Genomic DNA, 17123 nt, shown 5'->3' with positions numbered 1-17123 from the left:
GCCGGGCCACAGCGTCTTCTGGCCGCCCTCGGGGTAATCGTAGAAGCCGCGCTTGTTCTTGCGACCGAGGCGGTTGTGGGTCTCGACCATGGTGACGAGAATCCGCTTCTGCTCCAGATCGATCGCCGCCTCGCCGAGCTGCGCCTCCGTGGCCCGCAGGATCTTCAGGCCGAGATCGAGCGCCACCTCGTCGTTGAGGGAGAGCGGCCCGACCGGCATGCCGGCCATCCGGGCCACGTTCTCGATCATCGCCGGGGGAACGCCCTCGGCCAGCATCTTATGGCCCTCACGGACATAGGCCAGGACGCAGCGATTGGCGAAGAAGCCGCGGGAATCGTTGACGACGATGCCGGTCTTCTTGATGGCGCGGACATAGTCGAGGGCGGTGGCGATGGCGCGGTCGCCGGTCTGCGCCCCACGGATCACCTCCACCAGCAGCATCTTCTCCACCGGCGAGAAGAAGTGGATGCCGACGAAGCGCTCGGGCCGCTTCGAGGCCTGGGCGAGTCCCGAGATCGGCAGGGTCGAGGTGTTGGAGGCGAAGATCGCGTGCTCCGGCAGCGCGGCCTCGACCTTGGCGATGACCTCGGCCTTCACCGCCGGATCCTCGAACACCGCCTCGATCACCAGATCGCAGTCCGACAGGGCGGCGTAATCCGGCGTGGCGGTGATGCGGCCGAGCAGGGCGTCGCGGTCGGCGGTCTTGGCCTTGCCACGGTTGATCTGGCCGGTGATGAGCTTGTGGCAATGCGCCTTGCCGGCGTCGGCGGCCTCTTGGTCGCGGTCGATCAGCACCACCTCCATTCCCGCCTGCGCGGTGACGTAGGCGATGCCCGCGCCCATGAAGCCGGCGCCGATCACACCGACCTTGCCGACCTTTGTCGGCTCCACGTCCTTGGGCCGGCGGGCGCCCTTGTTGATCTCGCCCATGGAGATGAACAGGGTGCGGATCATCGCCTGCGCCTCCTTGGTGCGCAGGATATGGGTGAAGTAGCGGCTCTCGACCTTGAGGCCGAGATCCATCGGCAGCTGCAGACCCTCGTAGACCGAGGCCAGGATCGCCTTGGCGGCGGGGTAATTGTCGTGGGTCTCGCGGCGGTAGATCGCGTTGGCCGGCGGCCAGATCATCATGCCGGCGGGCGAATAGACCTTGCCGGAGGGCGCCTTGAACTTCGGCACGTCCCAGGGGGCGACCGCCGAACCGCCTTCGCGGATCCAGGCCTTGGCCCGCTCGACGATCTCGGCCGCCGGGGCGACGGCGTGGACGAGGCCCATGTTCCTGGCCATCAGCGGCCGGATCTGCTCGCCCTTGAACAGCATCTGCAGGGCGTCGCCGGTCTGCATCAGCCGCGCCACCCGCTGGGTGCCGCCGCCGCCGGGGAACAGGCCGACCTTGATCTCCGGCAGGCCGACGCGGGTCTTGTCGTCGTCGGCGAGGACGCGGTGGTGGCAGGACAGGGCGAGCTCGAAGGCGCCGCCGAGGCAGAGGCCGTGCACGGCCGCCGCGAAGGGCTTGCCGCAGGTTTCGAGCTTGCGGAACACGAGGCTGAGGCGGCGCGCCTCCTCGAAGAAGTGGCGCATCGCCACCTCTTCCCCTTCCGAGGCCTTCAGCCGCTCATACTCGGCGCCGAGGCCCTGGAGCATGGTCAGGTCGGCGCCGCCGGAGAAGTTGCTCTTCCCCGAGACGATGACGCAGCCCTTGATGGCCTCGTCGGCCACCACCGCGTCGACGATGCCCTCCAGCTCGGCCATCACCTCCATGGTGATGACGTTCATCGAGCGGCCCGGCATGTCCCAGGTCGCGAGCGCGATGCCGTCGGCATCGGTCTCGAAGCGGAAGTTTTTCGGAGCTTCGGTCATCGCTCTTCCTCGGGCCTCGTCTGGGAAGACCGGCGGCGGAGAGCCGCCGGCGCTCATGCTCTGGGGCGCCGTCGATCCGGCGCGTCCCGCGGATTACTTCTGCGGCGTCGGCATGCCGCCCGGCAGGCCGCCCGGAGCGCCGCCCTTCTGATCGCTGGCGGCGGCCATGGTCAGCATGTTCAGCAGGCGCGTCACCACGGCCTGGGAGAGCAGGTTGACCTCGGACTTCGGGTCGGCATTCACCGCCTGGAACTTCTGATAGGTCTTGTCGTCGTAGATCTTTTCGAGTTCCTTCAGCTCGTCGAGGCTGAACTTCTCGGCGTATTGCTTCGACAGGCCGTCGAGCAGTTCCTGGCGCTGCTTGTCGAACTCGGCCTTGGCCTCCTTGCGGACCTGCGCGGCCTTGTCCTCGGGCATGGTCGAGACGGTCTTCTCCAGAGCGCCGCCGAAGCCGGTATCGAGGTTCTTCAGAACCGTCTTCTCGGTGAGCTTGGTGGCGACGGCGAGCTTGTCCGCGTTGTCGTCGGCCTTCGCCGCGAGCGGCAGAGCCAGCGCAACGGCGAGGCAGAGGGCGGCGGTTCTCGTCTTCATTGTGGCGTTTCTCCCTGAGACGGTTCGGACCGGGCCCGGAAAAAGGGCACGGCGCGGGAGGCCCTTAGCAGCGTTTTCGCGGGGAGGGCAGGGTGAGGCGGCGGCGGGAGGCCGCCCGACCCGATCACACCCGCTCGATGATCGTCGCCGTGCCCATGCCGGCGCCGATGCAGAGGGTCACGAGCGCCCGCTCCTTACCGGTACGCTCCAGCTCGTCGAGCACCGTGCCGAGGATCATCGCCCCGGTGGCGCCGAGGGGGTGGCCCATGGCGATGGCCCCGCCGTTCACGTTCACCTTGGCCGGGTCGAGGTCGAAGGCCTGCCGGAACCGCAGCACCACCGAGGCGAAGGCCTCGTTGATCTCGAACAGGTCGATATCGGCGAGCGTCATCCCGGCGCGGGCCAGCACCTTCTTGGTGACATCGACCGGGCCGGTGAGCATCAGCGCCGGGTCGGAGCCGATATTGGCGAAGGCCCGGATGCGGGCGCGGGGCCTGAGGCCCGCCGCGTCGCCGGCTTCCCGCGAACCGATCAGCACGGCGGCCGCGCCGTCGACGATGCCCGAGGAATTGCCGGCATGGTGGACGTGGTTCACCGCCTCGACATCGGGATGGGCATCGACCGCCACCGCATCGAAGCCGCCCATCTGGCCCATCTGCACGAAGGAGGGCTTGAGGCTGGCCAGCGACTGCATGTCGGTCGTGGGCCGCATATGCTCGTCGCGGTCGAGCAGGGTGATGCCGTTGATGTCCTTCACCGGCACGACCGAGTTCTTGAACAGACCCTCGTCCCAGGACTTGGCCGACCGCTTCTGGGACTCGACGGCATAGGCGTCGCAATCGTCGCGGCTGAAGCCGTATTTGGTGGCGATGAGATCGGCCGAGACGCCCTGGGGCATGAAGTAGGATTTGACCGCGATCGCCGGGTCCACCGGCCAGGCGCCGCCGGCGGCGCCGAGGCCGACGCGGCTCATCGATTCGACGCCGCCGCCGACGGTGAGGTCGTGCTGGCCGGCCATCACCTGGGCGGCGGCGAAGTTGATGGCGTCGAGGCCGGAGGCGCAGAAGCGGTTGATCTGCACGCCGGGCACGTGGTTGCCGTAATCGGCGACCAAAGCCGCCGCGCGGGCGATGTCGCCGCCGGCCTCACCGACCGGATCGACGCAGCCCAGCACCACGTCGTCGACCCGGCGGGTATCGAGGCCGTTGCGGTCCTTCAGGGCCCGCAGGGCGGTCTCGGCCAGGCGCAAAGCCGTCACCTCGTGCAGCGAGCCGTCCGGCTTGCCGCGGCCGCGGGGGGTGCGGACGTGATCGTAGATATAGGCCTCGGGCATCGTACGGTTCCTCGTCTTCCCGGTCGCCAGCAACTCCGTCCCTCCCACCCAAGTCAGGCTTGCCCGGTTTGGGCAAGCTCTCGCGGATCTCGGACGAGCCCCGAGATCGATGGGGAAGAGGGTTCGTGCGCGGCCTTAAAACGCCTCGGCCGGCAGCGCCATGGTGGTCTCGGCGCCGGCCTTGATCCGTGTCAGCCGGAGAGAGGTCTCCGGCAGCATCCGCTCCATGAAGAAGCGGCCCAGCACCAGCTTGGCCTCCAGGCGCTCGTCGCCGGCACCCTGCGCCTTCCGCGCGAGCACGGCCTTGCCGATCCGGCCCCACATGTAGCCCAGCACCACCTGCCCGAGCAGGTGCATCAGGTCGGTCGCCCCGGCACCGGCATTATCGGGCTTGGTGAAGGCGTTCTGCATCAGCCACATCACGGCGGCCTGGAGATCGTTCAGGCCCGCCTGGAGCGGCCCGACGAGGGGCTTCATGCCCTCGTCCTCGCCGTGATCCTTGATGAAGGTCTGCACCTCGGTGAGGAAGGCCATCATCGCCCGGCCGCCATCCTTAGGCAGCTTGCGGCCGATCAGGTCCATGGCCTGGATGCCGTTGGCGCCCTCGTAGATCATGGCGATGCGGGCATCGCGCACGAACTGCGACATGCCCCATTCCTCGACATAGCCGTGGCCGCCGAACATCTGCTGCGCCTCGACCGCATTGGCGAAGCCCCGGTCGGTCAGCACGCCCTTCACCACCGGCGTCATCAGGCCGAGCATGTCCTCGGCCGCCTGCCGCTGCTGCGCATCCTCCGAGCGGTGGGCGATGTCGGAGTTGAGCGCCGTCCAGAGGATGAGGGCGCGGGCCGCCTCGTTGAAGGCGCGGATCTGCATCAGGGTGCGGCGCACGTCCGGGTGGACGATGATCGGGTCGGCGGCCTTGGCCGGCTCCTTGGCACCGGTGAGCGCGCGGCCCTGAAGCCGCTCCTTCGCGTAGGCCACGGCGTTCTGGTAGGCGACCTCGGACTGGCCGAGCCCCTGGACGCCGACGGCGAGGCGGGCCTCGTTCATCATCACGAACATGGCCGCGAGGCCGCGATTCTCCTCGCCCACGAGCCAGCCCTTGGCGCCGTCGTAGTTCATGACGCAGGTGGCGTTGCCGTGGATGCCCATCTTGTGCTCGAGGGAGCCGCAGGAGACGGGGTTGCGCTCGCCGAGGGATCCGTCCGCGTTCACGAGGAACTTCGGCACCACGAAGAGCGAGATGCCCTTGGTGCCCGACGGCGCGCCCTCGATCCGGGCGATGACGAGGTGGACGATGTTCTCCGACAGGTCGTGCTCGCCGGCCGAGATGAAGATCTTGGTGCCGGTGAGGCTGTAGGATCCGTCGCCGTTCGGCACCGCCTTGGTCTTGAGCAGGCCGAGATCCGTGCCGCAATGCGGCTCGGTCAGGTTCATGGTGCCGGTCCAGGCGCCCTCGACCATCTTGGGCAGGTAGGTGCTCTTCTGCTCCGGCGAGCCGTGGACGAGCAGGGCCGCGATCGCCCCCTGGGTCAGGCCGGGATACATGCCGAGCGCGAGGTTGGCACCGGAGACGAATTCCTGCATCGCCGTGTTGAGCACGTGCGGCAGCCCCTGGCCGCCAAATTCCTCCGGCACGGAGAGCCCCATCCAGCCGCCCGCGGCATAGACCTCGTAGGCCTGCCGGAAGCCCGTCGGCGTGACGACGCTGCCGTCCTCGCGGCGGGTGCAGCCCTGCTGGTCCCCCAACAGGTTCAGGGGCGCGAACACCTCGGCGGCGAGCTTACCGCCCTCGCTCAGCACCGCCTCGACCAGATCCGGAGAGGCTTCGGAAAAGCCGGGCAGATTGGCGTAGCGCTGCAGACCGAGAACGTCATTCAAGAGGAACAGGGTGTCCTCGACCGGGGCCCGATAGCTCGGCATCGCGTCAGCCTCCCGCATGTCCTGGCGGGCCGCCCATCAGCGGGGCGGCTTCGACTCCAGATAGTTCATATGTAAACCATCTAGCAGCCGGCCCGCAAGGCCCGCCTCGCGGAAGGTCGCGACGGATTGTCATCCTCTCGGCGGTCGCCGCCGCGCGGCCAAGGCAGAAGAACGCCCCGTCAATGCCTCCTCTCAGCCGGATCCAGGCGGCAATGCGGTGTCCTTTCCCAATTCTTAACCCAGCATTTACCAAGAGCGGAAAAAGTCCCTTTTGCCAGAACCGCATTCCGCCGCTTCGCGCCTGCCACGCGCGTTGGCGGGCCGTGTGGATCGCCGGACGCTGACGACCTCGGATCTCCGCGAGATGAAACAGACCGCCCCGATCAGCCTCGACAGCTTCGACCCGGAGGTGCTCGCGGCTGCCCGCGAGGTCGCCCGGCGGGCAGGGGTGCCGCTGGAGAGCTGGATTGCGTCGGTCGCCACCCCCGAGCCGCCGAAGCCGACGCCCCGCCGCCGCCGCACCGACGCGCGGCCGCAAGCGGCCAAGCCGGGGGACAACGCCGACACGGGAGCGAGTCCGCAGGCCGGAGACGAGACAGAGCGGAAGCCGGCGGCGCCCGCGCCCCGCAAGGAGGCGATGCCGGCGCGGCGCCGGGAAGCCTCCGTCGCCGCCACCGCGCCGGATACGGCACCGGCCGCCTCGATCGAGGCCTCGCTTGGCGCCATGATGCGGCGGCTCGACGCCCTCGACCGCACGATCAGCGAGGAGCGCGAGGCCTCCCGCGCCGACGCCGCCCGACTCATCGATGAGATCGAGGCTCGGCTCTCCACCGTCCGCCGGCCGGACACCGCCGGGGCGATGCCGGAGGCGCTGGTCGAGCGCTTCGCCGATATCGAGCGGAAGATGGGCGAGATCGTCGGGCAGCTCAGCGCGCCGCGCCCCCTCGGCCGGCGCGGGCGTCCGCTCGCCAGCGAGGTGCGCGATGCCGTCGCCGAGGTGCGCCGCCGCCAGCGCGAACTGGAGGACGGCATTGCCGCCTGGAACGCCTCCGATGCGACCGGGACGTCTCAGAGCGCCGCGCCGACCGAAGACGCCCCCGTCGAGACGGCTCCCCACCAGCCGGGAGAGGGCCATTTGCCGTCCCCGGCCATCCTCGAGCTCCAGCGCGAGACCAGCCGACTGCGCCAGTCCCTTGGCGGCCTCGCCACCAGTCACGACGTGGGCGAAATCGAACAGACCATGCGCGCCGTCGCCAGCGATCTGCGGCGGGCCCGTGATCCGCAGGAACTCGCCACCATCGCCGCACCGATCGAGCTGATGCGCATCCAGGTGGAGCGGCTGGCCGAGGATGTCGCCGACAACGTTCATGCCCGGGTCGCGGGCGAGGTGGAGCGCTTGGCCGCGAAGGTCGATGAGGCCCTCTCCGGCGTCGCCGCCGGCCCCGCCGACCAGACCGCCCTCGACGGCGTGTTCGGCGAACTCGACGAGATCCGCCGCCTCGTGGCGGCCCTGGCCGGGCCGGAGCGGATCCAGAGCCTCGCCCAGGGCGTCCAGGCGATCAGCGCCCAGCTCGCGCAGATGCAGCGGGAGGCGCCGGGCGTCGCCGCCCTGCGTCCGTTGCTGGAGGAGATCCGCAGCGAGCTGAAGACGCCGGACGAATCCCGCGCATTGCTCGGGCGCTTCGAGGCGATCGCCGAGCGGATCGACCGGGCCGAGGCGGGTTCGGTCGGCGATCTGATCGGGCGGCTGGAGAGCTTGGCCGACAAGGTCGACCGCGTCAGCGCCGGCGGCAGCGGCCTCGACGCCCTGGAGCGGCACGTCCTGGCCCTGGCGAATAGGCTCGACGCGCCGCGCGGCACCGATCCGGCGGTCAGCCGCCTGGAACGCTCCATGGGCGATCTGCTGGCACAGGTCTCGGCGCTGCGCAGCGGGGCGGGCCTCGAAGCCGCCGTGGAACGCGCGGCCCGCGAGGCCGTGGCGGGCGCGGCCGGACAGCTCAAGGCGAGCGGCGGGGATCTCGGGCTTCTCCGGGCCGATCTCGCGGAACTGCGCGACAACCAGAAAAACGCGGACCAACGCCTCCAGGCCACCCTGGACGGTGTTCAGAGCGTGCTGACGCGGCTGAGCGAACAGCTCGACCGCACGATGATGACCTCCGCCGCCGCCCTCACCGCCGCCGCGCCGCAGGACCGGGCCCAGGGCGAGCGGATCGCCCACGAGCGCCCCGCCGCACCCAAGGCCGCCGGGCAAGCCCCGGCCCACCCGCGCCGGGCTGCGCCGACCGGGGACAGCGCTCAGGCGGAGCTGAACCGCCTCGCCGACGAGCTGCTGGAGCCGGGAGCCGGCCGGCCTGGATCGACCCGTCCGTCTGCGACGGAGCCGGCGCCCGGCACCGACATCAAGACGAGCTTCATCGCGGCGGCCCGGCGCGCGGCGCAGGCGGCCCAGACCGAGTCGGCAGCCGAGGCACCGACGGTGCAACGGCGCGACAAGGCGATGCCGACACCGACCGCCATCGCCGAGGCCTCGCCGGTGGCACGGATCCGCGGCGCTCTGGAAAGCCGCCGCCGCACCCTGTTGCTGGGCTTGGCCGCCGTGGTGCTGGCGCTCGGCGCCTATCAGGCCTTCCTCGCGGGGAATGGCAAGCCGGCCACCGACGTCGCCTCGACCGCCGCCGATCCCCGCACGGCACCGGCCGCCGGTTCGGATGCCGCGAGCCGCCCGGCCGAGGTGAAGGCGGAGCCGGCGCAGGGTGGCCCGGCCCAGGGTCAGACCGAACCCCGCACGGCGTTGCCGGACCCGGCCACGACGCAATCCATCGCCGAGGCGAAGGCTCCTGCCGCCAAGGCGGGGGAACCGGGCAAGCGCGCCTTGCCTCCGGTCGCGGGCATGAGCACGCTCGGCCCGGATCTCGCCGGCCTGCCGCCGGCCCTGGCCCAGCTCAAGCAGGACGCCCTTGACGGCGACGCCGCCGCGATCTGGGAGCTGGCAACCCGCGCGGCCGAGGGCCGTGGCATGACCCGCGACCTCTCCTTGGCCGCCAAGCTCTACGAGAAGCTTGCGAATGCCGGCTTCGCCCCCGCCCAGTTCAAGGCCGGCAACGCCTACGAGAAGGGCTCGGGCGTGGTCCGGGACATCGCTCAGGCGAAGCTCTGGTACGGCCGCGCCGCCGAGCAGGGCAATGTCCGCGCGATGCACAATCTCGCTGTCCTGCATGCCGAGAATCCGGCGGCCAACGGCAAGCCCGACTTCGCCCTGGCCGCGAGCGCCTTCCGCCGGGCGGCGGAACACGGCGTGCGCGACAGCCAGTACAACCTCGCCGTGCTCTATGCCCGCGGCCTCGGCGTTGGGCAGAATCTCGTCCAGTCCTATCTCTGGTTCTCGGCCGCCGCCGCCCAGGGCGACGAGGAGGCGGGCCGCAAGCGGGACGAGGTCGCCGCCAAGCTCGCTCCGAAGGATCTGGCCGAGGCCAGGAGCCTGGCCGCAGGCTTCAAGCCCCACATCGTCGATCCGGCCGCCAACGAGGCGCCGCCGCCGAAGACCGCCGCCACCCCGCCGATCTCCCTGATGGGCGCACCCTCGCCCGGCCTGCCGAACCCCAACCCCTTCCAGAAGCGCGTCGGCGCGTAGGCGGGATTTTACGAAAGCCGGAACGGACACCGCACAGGCCGCGTCCCGCAAGGGGCGCGGCCTGTGGCGTCACGGACCCCGGCCACACCGCCGGCACCGGCCGATCCGCATTTGCGTGCGGCACACAGCGGACCTCGCGAGCTCATCGCCGATGCGGAGAGAAAGCCGCGTCATCGCAGCCGCCGGGCATTGCTCGCAAAAGTTGCAACACCGAGCGAAACTCCGCTCACCATCGGATCAATCAAATACAATAACGTTCGAGCAGCGAGAATAATCCGCAGATATTTTTACTGATTTTCTGGATTAAAATTCATCACATTATTGTGTCCAAACGCACTTTTCATCACTATCCTGCGTGTTACTTGTGCTTATGCCTCTTCATTGGGCGACAATGAACATGAGAGGAGCACAACATGCTGCGTCTTGCATCGGTTACCTCGATCCTCCTGCTGGCCTGCGTCGCCGCGACGCCCGCCCATGCGCAGACAGCGCGCACGAAGGCGGGCAGCTGGTCGGCCTTGCCGTCCCAGGTCCTGCCCCCGCCGCCGCGCATCGCTGATGGCGGGTTCGGCGCGGCACCGTTCGCGGCGGGCCGGCCCTCGGGCTATTGCGACATCGTGGTGAAGCGCGGCGGCGGCAATCCGACCCAGGACATGACCGGCTCGATCGGCCACGCGAAGAGCTATCAGGCCGGCGGCGGCGGCCCGGCCCGGCAGCGGATCTGCTCCCGCTGAGAGAGCGAGGGGGAGGGTGGCGCTCGGGCACGACGATCCCGTCTCCGGCCCGGTCGGCCGAAAACAGGATCAGACCAGCGGCGCCATCTCCGCCTGGCGGGCCGGCCGCTCCATCTCCGGCTTCTCGTAAGCCGTGACGTCGAAATCGTCGCCGGGCAGCCGGGCCAGGAAGCGCTCGGCCATCTCGAACATCAGGATGTCGGGACGCACCCGCTCGACATAGGCCCAGTCGAGGCTCGACGACCAGACGAAGTGCATCTCGCGGAACGATTCCGCGAGCAGGCCGGTGAGCATGATCGGCGCGAAATGCGCGTAGGAATCCCCGAACAGCATCAGGGTGCGCGGATCGGCCTGGGGGGAGGGGTTCCGGTAGATCACGTGGGCGCCGACATGCAGGTCGCCCGCCCGGCCCGCCGCCTCGTAGGATTCGACCAGAGGGCTCGCGTAGAAGCGGGTCGCGTCGCGCTGCACCGCCCAGTTCACCACCGTCTCGCGCGGCCGCTCCGGCAGCTTGTCACCGAGATCCCACAGGCCCTCGGTGGGAAAGCGCGGGCGCTCGGCGATGTCGGGCGGGGGCACGGCGCCGCAGGCCCGCAGCAGGGCCCGATAGCCGATCAGGCAGCCGTCATAGGTCCAGTGCGAATCGGTACGGCGATAGAGCGGCTCGGCGCCGTCGCGCGCGGCACGCAGGGGGGCGACGAGATCGACGAACCCGCTCAGGCGGTCGAGACGCCGGGCGAGGCGCCGGGCCGGCGACAGGCGCGGGTCGTAGCCGAGATCGATGGTCCGGTCGTCGTAGATCGAGAGCTTTTCCGGCACGACGGTGTGGACGTAACGGATGCCGAGCGCCTGGGCGCGGGCGGCGCGGGCCTCGATCAGCCGCGCCCAGCGCCGCAGGTGCCACCAGCCGGAGAGGGAGCGCCGATACTGACCGAGCACGCCGTTGGTGCCGCCGATCAGGAACAGCCATCCCTCGCGTCCCCGATGGATGATCTCTCTGTTCCTGCGGGCCATCGCAGCTTCCTAGACGGGGCGGGGGCTCCTGAACAGCGCGCACGCGCCACAGGTCGACGGCTGGATCCGCCTTCTCGTCGCGCCATCTTGGCGGAAAGCGCGCCGGATCGGCGGCCGCCTTCTCGAGAAAGCCCTTCGCGTTGCCAGAGCCCGCGCCGCTGATCCTGACGCTGCAGATGGACGAGGCGGCCTTCGCCCGGTTCGACGGCCTGAGACGACGGCACTTTCCGGAAGCGCTGAACCACATCCCCGCCCACGCGACCCTGTTCCACCACCTGCCGGGCGAGGACGTGGCGGCCGTCACCGAGACGGTGACGGCGCTGGCCCGAACGCAGGCGGTCCCGGAGGTCGCCGTCACGGGCCTGCGCTTCACCGGACGCGGCGTCGCCTACGTGCTCGTCTCGGAGGCCTTGTCCGCCTTCCGCGAGCGGGCGGCGGCGGCTTTCCGCGACCGGCTCACCGCGCAGGACCGGCAGGGCTGGCGCCCGCATGTCACGGTTCAGAACAAGGTGGCGCCCGAGACCGCCCGCGCCCTGCACGCCGCCCTCTCGGAAAGCTTCGCACCCGCGCGCTTCCAGGCGCCGGGTTTGCTGCTATGGCGCTATCTCGGCGGGCCGTGGGAGCGGGTCGCCGCGATCCCATTCGGAGGACAGGCATGAGGCTGCCCGGTTTTGCCCGCTCCGGCGGCGGATATCTCTGGCGCGGCTCCACCGCCATGTGGCTGCGGCTCCACCTCAACGAGGTCGGGCCGCTGGTGTCGCTGCTCGCCCTCAGCACCCTGGGCTACGGCTTCTTCGCCCTGGCCCGCGAGGTCGGCGAGGGTTCGACCGCCGCCCTCGACCGCAAGATCCTGCTCGCCCTGCGCAACCCGGCCGACCTCGCGGATCCGATCGGGCCGCCCTGGCTGGAAGAGACGATGCGCGACATCACCGGCTGGGGCAGCGTGGTCACCATCGTGTTTCTGACGGCCGCCGCGGTCATCTACCTCGCCCTGTCGAACCGGCGGCGGGTCGCGGTGTTCGTCCTCGCCGCCGTCGGCGGCGGCGAAGTGGTCTCGACGGTGCTCAAGCTGTTCTACCACCGCCCCCGGCCCGACCTCGTGCCGCACGGGATGGAGGTGTTCACCGCGAGCTTCCCCTCCGGCCACGCGATGATGTCGGCCATCGCCTATCTGACGCTCGCGACCCTGCTCGCCCGGGTCGAGCGCCGCCGCCGGGTCAAGGCCCTGCTGCTGGTGCTCGGCATCGGCATGACCGTCGCCGTCGGGATCAGCCGCCTCTATCTCGGCGTGCACTGGCCGAGCGACGTGGTGGCCGGCTGGTGCGTCGGCGCCGCCTGGGCCGCCCTGTGCTGGTTCGTCGCGCTCCAGCTCCAGCGCCGGGGCGAGGTGGAGGATCCCGACCCCACCCCCGCCACCCAGGGGCCGGGCACAGGGCCCGGTGCCGGAACCGGGGTGACGGGCTGATGCGTTCCGGCCTCGTACCCGACGCGGCCTGAGGCATTTCATGAGCGACGACATCCGATTGTCCCGGCGCATCCTGCTCGCGGCGGGAGGTGCCGGCCTCACCGGGGCGGCTTTCGGCCTCGGGGGCGCCCGCGCCGCCTCCGGCCCGCCGGCACCATCGGTCCCGGCCGATACCGGCGCGATCCAGGGCGAGCGGATCGTCTTCCCGAACTGGCGCGATGCCGGCGACGCGCCGCCTCCGCCGCCGCCCGCGCCGATGCCGCCCGCCGAGCGGGTCGGCTTCGCCATCGTCGGGCTCGGGCGCCTGAGCCTGGAGGAGATCCTGCCCGCCTTCGGCGAGGCGAAGAAGGCGAAGGTCGTCGCGCTGATGTCGGGCTCGCCCGACAAGGCGAAGCTCACGGCGTCGCAATACGGCATCCCGTCCGACGCGATCTACGGATACGACCAGTGGGACCGGCTGAAGGCCAACCCGGCGGTGCAGGCGGTCTACATCGTCACGCCCAACGGCGTGCACCGGGATCAGGTGCTCGCCGCAGCCGGCATCGGCAAGCATGTGCTGTGCGAGAAGCCGATGGCGAACACCTCGGCCGAGGCGCAGGAGATGATCGAGGCCTGCAAGCGGGCCCAGGTCAAGCTGATGGTCGCCTATCGCTGCCAGTACGAGCCGTTCAACCGGGAGGTGGTGCGACTCGCCCGCTCCGGTGAGTTCGGACGCGTGAAGATGGTCGAGGCGTTCAATGGCCAGACCACGGCGCTGCCCGAGCAGTGGCGCCTGCGCAAGGCGCTGGCCGGCGGCGGCGCGCTCCCCGATATCGGCATCTACTGCCTCAACGGCGTGCGGGCGCTGCTGGGTGAGGAGCCGGTCTCGGTTCAGGCGCAGATCGTCAGCCCTGAGAACGATCCGCGCTTCAAGGAGGTCGAGGAGAGCGTCGCCTTCACCCTGCGCTTCCCGTCCGGCGTGATCGCGCAATGCGGCACCAGCTACGGCGTCCACGAGAGCCGCAGCCTCCGGGTGCACACCACCACCGGCTCGCTCGACCTGCAGAACGCCTTCGCCTATCGCGGCCAGCGGCTTTCCGTCTCCCACCGGGAGGGCAGCCACGTCCAGCGCGACGAGCCGATCCTGTCGCACAAGAATCAGTTCGCCCTGGAACTCGACCACATGGCCGAGTGCATCCTCCAGGATCGCCAGCCCCGCACGCCGGGCGAGGAGGGCTTGCAGGACATGATCCTGATGGAGGCGATCTACGAGGCGGCCCGCACCGGCGCCCCGGTCAAGGTCGGCCCGCTCGCCGGAGCCTGGGACGGGCAGGACGCCACCCGCGGACCCGCCCTCGACGAAGGGAAGTGAGGCTTCGTCCCCGGCGACATCGGCTCCCGCGTTTCGGGGCAGACCCAATCCGATCAAGCCCTTCGGGATCGCGGATTTGGGCTTCGCTCAAACGCCGCGCGGGCTGGCCGACACGCAACCCGCTCCGATCAAGCGGAGGCCGGATCAGAGGATGTCGTCACCGATCGGAAGCCGCGCGGGATCACTCCCCCCAGCGGATGAACACGGCGATGGCGAGGATGGCGAGGACAGCGAGCAGCCATGGCTCGCCGACGGTCAGCGCGTAGGCGACGAGACCGAAGAACCCGAGGGCGATGCCGAGCATGGTCGCGACGGCGACGGGGTTCATGGCGCGGGGCTCATGGCGCGATGCGTTCCGCTGGGACGTTTCCCCACGAGCGATACGGCCATGAGGTTTCGGAAGCCTTGAACCGGACCTGCCTCAGGCGTCCTGAAGCGCCCCGGCGATGCGGGCCAGGGGCGGCAGCCCCTTGACCGGACCGATGGCGGCGAGCGTCGGCGCCCCCTGCAGCAGGGTGCGGCCGGCCTCGCGCACATGCTCGACCTCGACCGCATCGACCTTGGCGATCAGTTCCTGCGGCGGGATCACCCGGCCCCAGGCCAGAAGCTGGCGGGCATTGCGCTCGATGCGTCCGCCCGGCGTCTCCAGGGCGCTGAGCAGGGACACCTTGAGCTGCGCCTTGGCGCGGGCGAGTTCCGCCGCGTCGAGCTGCTCGGCCGCCGCCCGGGTGGTGGCGATGGTGACGTCGACCAGTTCCGGCAGGTCGGCGCCGGAGGTGCCGGCGCCGATGCCGAACAGGCCGCAATCGCTGAACGGCCAGTGGAAGGCCTGGATGTCGTAGGCGAGGCCGCGCGTCTCGCGCACCTCGTGCCAGAGCCGTGAGGTCAGGCCGCCGCCGAGCGCCTGGGAGAACAGGTGCAGCGCGTAGTAGTCGTCATCGCGGAACGACAGGCCGGGCAGGCCGAGCACGAGATTGGCCTGTTCGAGCTTCTTCGCCATGCGCCGCTCGCCGCCGCCATAACGGCCGGCCACGACCTGAGGGGCCTCGGCTGCTGTGAGCCCGCCGAAATGCCGCTGCGCCGCCTCGACGATCTCGGCATGCTCCACCGCCCCGGCGGCGGCGAGCACCATCCGCTCCGGCACGTATTCGCGGGCGATATAGGCCTCGATGGCGGCGCGATCGAATCGGGTGATGGTTTCCGGGCGGCCGAGGATCGGCCGGCCGATCGGCTGGTCCGGGAAGGCCGTCTCGATGAAGGCGTCGTAGACCACGTCGTCGGGGGTGTCCTCGACGGCGGCATATTCCTGGAGGATGACGCCCTTCTCGCGGGCGAGTTCGCCGTCATCGAAGACCGAGCGGGTCAGGATGTCGCCGAGCACGTCGAGAGCCACGCCCGTATCCTCGCCGAGGACGCGGGCGGTGTAGCTCGTGCATTCGGTGCTGGTGGCGGCGTTAATCTCGCCGCCGACATTCTCGATGTCCTCGGCGATCTGCCGCGCCGAGCGGCTGGCCGTGCCCTTGAAGGCCATGTGCTCGATGAGATGGCTGAGCCCGTGCTCGTCCGGCCGCTCGTGCCGCGAGCCCGCGCCGACCCAGACGCCGAGGGTCGCGGTGGCGACACCGGGAATCGTCTCGGTGGCGACGGTCAGGCCGTTGTCGAGCCGGGTGACGGTGAGGCCCGGCGAAGCGCCGAAGGTCGAGAAGTGCTGGTTCATGTCACCTCAGGCGCCGCGGGTGATGCGGGCATGCTCCGTGATGTAGCGCTCGACCGTGGCCTGATCGTTGGCGAGGTTCGCCACCGTCTCCGGCCGAGTCATCAGGTCGGCGAGATGGGGCGGCAGGGCCGGGCGACCACCGCCGGTCGCCTGCGAGACCGCGTCCGGGAACTTGGCCGGATGGGCGGTGGCGAGCGCCACAACCGGGGTCGCCGGGTCCTTCTCGAGCAGCTTGCGGCCGGCGCGCACGCCGATGGCGCTGTGGGGGTCGAGCACCATGCCGGTCCGCCGATAGGTGCCGGCGATCTCCTCGACCACGTCGGGCTCGCGCACGGCGGTGGCATCGAACTCGCCGCGCACGCTCGCCAGCACCTCGGGGCTGAGCGAGAAGCCGCCGGACTGCTTCAGCCCCGCCATCAGCCGGCCGAGCGCCGAGGCGTCGCGGTCCAGAGCCTCGAACAGCAGCCGCTCGAAATTCGAGGAGATCTGGATGTCCATCGAGGGCGAGGTGGTGGGCTGCACGCCGCGCGGCTCGTAGGCGCCGTGCTCCAGGGTCCGTGCCAGGATATCGTTGGCGTTGGTGCCGATCATCAACCGCTCGATCGGCAGGCCCATGCGCTTGGCAACCCAACCGGCGAGGATGTCGCCGAAATTGCCGGTCGGCACCGCGAAGGACACTTTTCGATGCGGCGCGCCGAGGGCGACCGCGCTCGTGAAGTAATAGACGGTCTGCGCGGCGACGCGCGCCCAATTGATCGAGTTGACGCCGGAGAGCTTGACCGCATCGGCGAAGTCGCCGTGCTGGAACATCGCCTTCACGAGGTTCTGGCAATCGTCGAAATTGCCGTCGACGGCGAGCGCGTGCACGTTCGGCGCGTTGACCGTCGTCATCTGCCGCCGCTGCACCTCAGACACGCGGCCGTGCGGGAACAGGATGAACACGTCGACCTGATCGAGCCCCTTGAACGCTTCGACCGCCGCGCTGCCGGTATCGCCCGAGGTGGCACCGACGATGGTGGCGCGGGCGCCGCGCTGGCGCAGCACGTAGTCCATCAGCCGCCCGAGGAGCTGCATCGCCACGTCCTTGAACGCGAGCGTCGGGCCGTGGAAAAGTTCGAGCAGGAACAGGTTGTCGTCGAGTTGGCTCAACGGGCAGATCGCCGGATGGCGGAAGCCGGAATAGGCCAGCTCGATCATGGCGTCGAGTTCGGCGTCCGGGATCTCGCCATCGATGAGCGGGCGCAGCACGCGCTTGGCGACCTCGGCGTAACGCAGTCCGGCAAAGCCGGCGATGGTGTCGCGGTCGATCTGCGGCCAGCTCTGCGGCACGTAAAGGCCGCCATCGCGGGCCAAGCCGGCGAGCAGCGCGTCGGAAAAGCTCAAGGGCGCGGCGGCGCCGCGGGTCGAGACGTGCAGCAAGGATGCCTCCGGGAAGGGGGCCCGTTTACACGATCGATTCGGTCCTGTCGAAGCGGAGCCGAGGGAGATTTCGGTTTCGCCG

13 protein-coding genes are annotated in these 17123 nt (G+C 70.1%); 5 read left to right on the top strand and 8 right to left on the bottom strand.

Features of this window, described 5'->3' with window-relative positions:
* The 4 genes from MZTS_RS01890 to MZTS_RS01875 all read right to left on the bottom strand — a co-directional run.
* On the bottom strand, window positions 1-1860 hold a 1860-nt coding region (locus MZTS_RS01890; RefSeq protein WP_192280858.1), incomplete at its 3' end, for an FAD-dependent oxidoreductase.
* A gap of 93 nt (window positions 1861-1953) precedes the next feature.
* Complete coding sequence (locus tag MZTS_RS01885; protein ID WP_192280855.1) at window positions 1954-2451, bottom strand: hypothetical protein; 498 nt, start codon at window positions 2449-2451, stop codon at window positions 1954-1956.
* 124 nt (window positions 2452-2575) lie between these two features.
* Window positions 2576-3784: an acetyl-CoA C-acetyltransferase gene (locus MZTS_RS01880; RefSeq protein WP_192280852.1), complete on the bottom strand. Its 1209-nt coding sequence runs from the start codon at window positions 3782-3784 to the stop codon at window positions 2576-2578.
* A gap of 135 nt (window positions 3785-3919) precedes the next feature.
* Window positions 3920-5710 carry an acyl-CoA dehydrogenase C-terminal domain-containing protein gene (locus MZTS_RS01875; protein ID WP_192280850.1) on the bottom strand — a complete coding sequence of 597 codons (1791 nt, stop codon included), beginning with the start codon at window positions 5708-5710 and terminating at the stop codon, window positions 3920-3922.
* Window positions 5711-6074: 364 nt separating this feature from the next.
* Between MZTS_RS01875 and MZTS_RS01870 the strand changes: the two genes are divergently transcribed.
* Together MZTS_RS01870 and MZTS_RS01865 are read left to right on the top strand one after the other, a co-directional pair.
* Complete coding sequence (locus MZTS_RS01870; RefSeq protein WP_192280847.1) at window positions 6075-9341, top strand: SEL1-like repeat protein; 3267 nt, start codon at window positions 6075-6077, stop codon at window positions 9339-9341.
* Window positions 9342-9754: 413 nt separating this feature from the next.
* Entirely contained in the window at window positions 9755-10075 is a 321-nt protein-coding gene (locus MZTS_RS01865; protein ID WP_009865761.1) for a hypothetical protein, read from the top strand.
* A gap of 69 nt (window positions 10076-10144) precedes the next feature.
* Here MZTS_RS01865 and MZTS_RS01860 read toward each other — a convergent pair whose 3' ends face one another.
* Window positions 10145-11089 carry an alginate O-acetyltransferase AlgX-related protein gene (locus tag MZTS_RS01860; protein ID WP_192280844.1) on the bottom strand — a complete coding sequence of 315 codons (945 nt, stop codon included), beginning with the start codon at window positions 11087-11089 and terminating at the stop codon, window positions 10145-10147.
* Between the two features lie 140 nt (window positions 11090-11229).
* Here MZTS_RS01860 and MZTS_RS01855 point away from each other — a divergent pair, with 140 nt between their 5' ends.
* From MZTS_RS01855 to MZTS_RS01845, 3 genes are read left to right on the top strand one after another with little or no spacing between them, the layout of a single operon-like run.
* Window positions 11230-11748, top strand: a complete 519-nt coding sequence (locus tag MZTS_RS01855) for a 2'-5' RNA ligase family protein (protein WP_192280841.1) — start codon at window positions 11230-11232, stop codon at window positions 11746-11748.
* A complete protein-coding gene (locus MZTS_RS01850) occupies window positions 11745-12554 on the top strand; it encodes a phosphatase PAP2 family protein (protein ID WP_009867144.1) in 810 nt (269 codons plus the stop codon). Before MZTS_RS01855 ends, MZTS_RS01850 begins: the two co-directional genes overlap by 4 nt.
* Window positions 12555-12594: 40 nt before the next feature.
* Window positions 12595-13905 carry a Gfo/Idh/MocA family protein gene (locus MZTS_RS01845; RefSeq protein WP_009867143.1) on the top strand — a complete coding sequence of 437 codons (1311 nt, stop codon included), beginning with the start codon at window positions 12595-12597 and terminating at the stop codon, window positions 13903-13905.
* 181 nt (window positions 13906-14086) lie between these two features.
* On the opposite strand, the gene MZTS_RS01840 is transcribed toward MZTS_RS01845, so the two are convergent.
* From MZTS_RS01840 to thrC, 3 genes are all read right to left on the bottom strand, one after another.
* Window positions 14087-14233 (bottom strand): hypothetical protein, encoded by a 147-nt coding sequence (locus tag MZTS_RS01840; RefSeq protein ID WP_192280839.1) that lies wholly within the window; start codon window positions 14231-14233, stop codon window positions 14087-14089.
* 93 nt (window positions 14234-14326) lie between these two features.
* Window positions 14327-15622 (bottom strand): M16 family metallopeptidase, encoded by a 1296-nt coding sequence (locus MZTS_RS01835; RefSeq protein ID WP_009867142.1) that lies wholly within the window; start codon window positions 15620-15622, stop codon window positions 14327-14329.
* Window positions 15623-15628: 6 nt separating this feature from the next.
* On the bottom strand, window positions 15629-17041 hold the full coding sequence (gene thrC, locus MZTS_RS01830) for a threonine synthase (RefSeq protein WP_192280835.1): 1413 nt from the start codon (window positions 17039-17041) through the stop codon (window positions 15629-15631).
* Between the last annotated feature and the right edge of the window lie 82 nt (window positions 17042-17123).

The organism is Methylorubrum zatmanii (genome assembly GCF_014845115.1).
GTDB classification, from domain to species: domain Bacteria; phylum Pseudomonadota; class Alphaproteobacteria; order Rhizobiales; family Beijerinckiaceae; genus Methylobacterium; species Methylobacterium zatmanii.
This window is presented reverse-complemented; position numbering and strand designations above follow the sequence as displayed.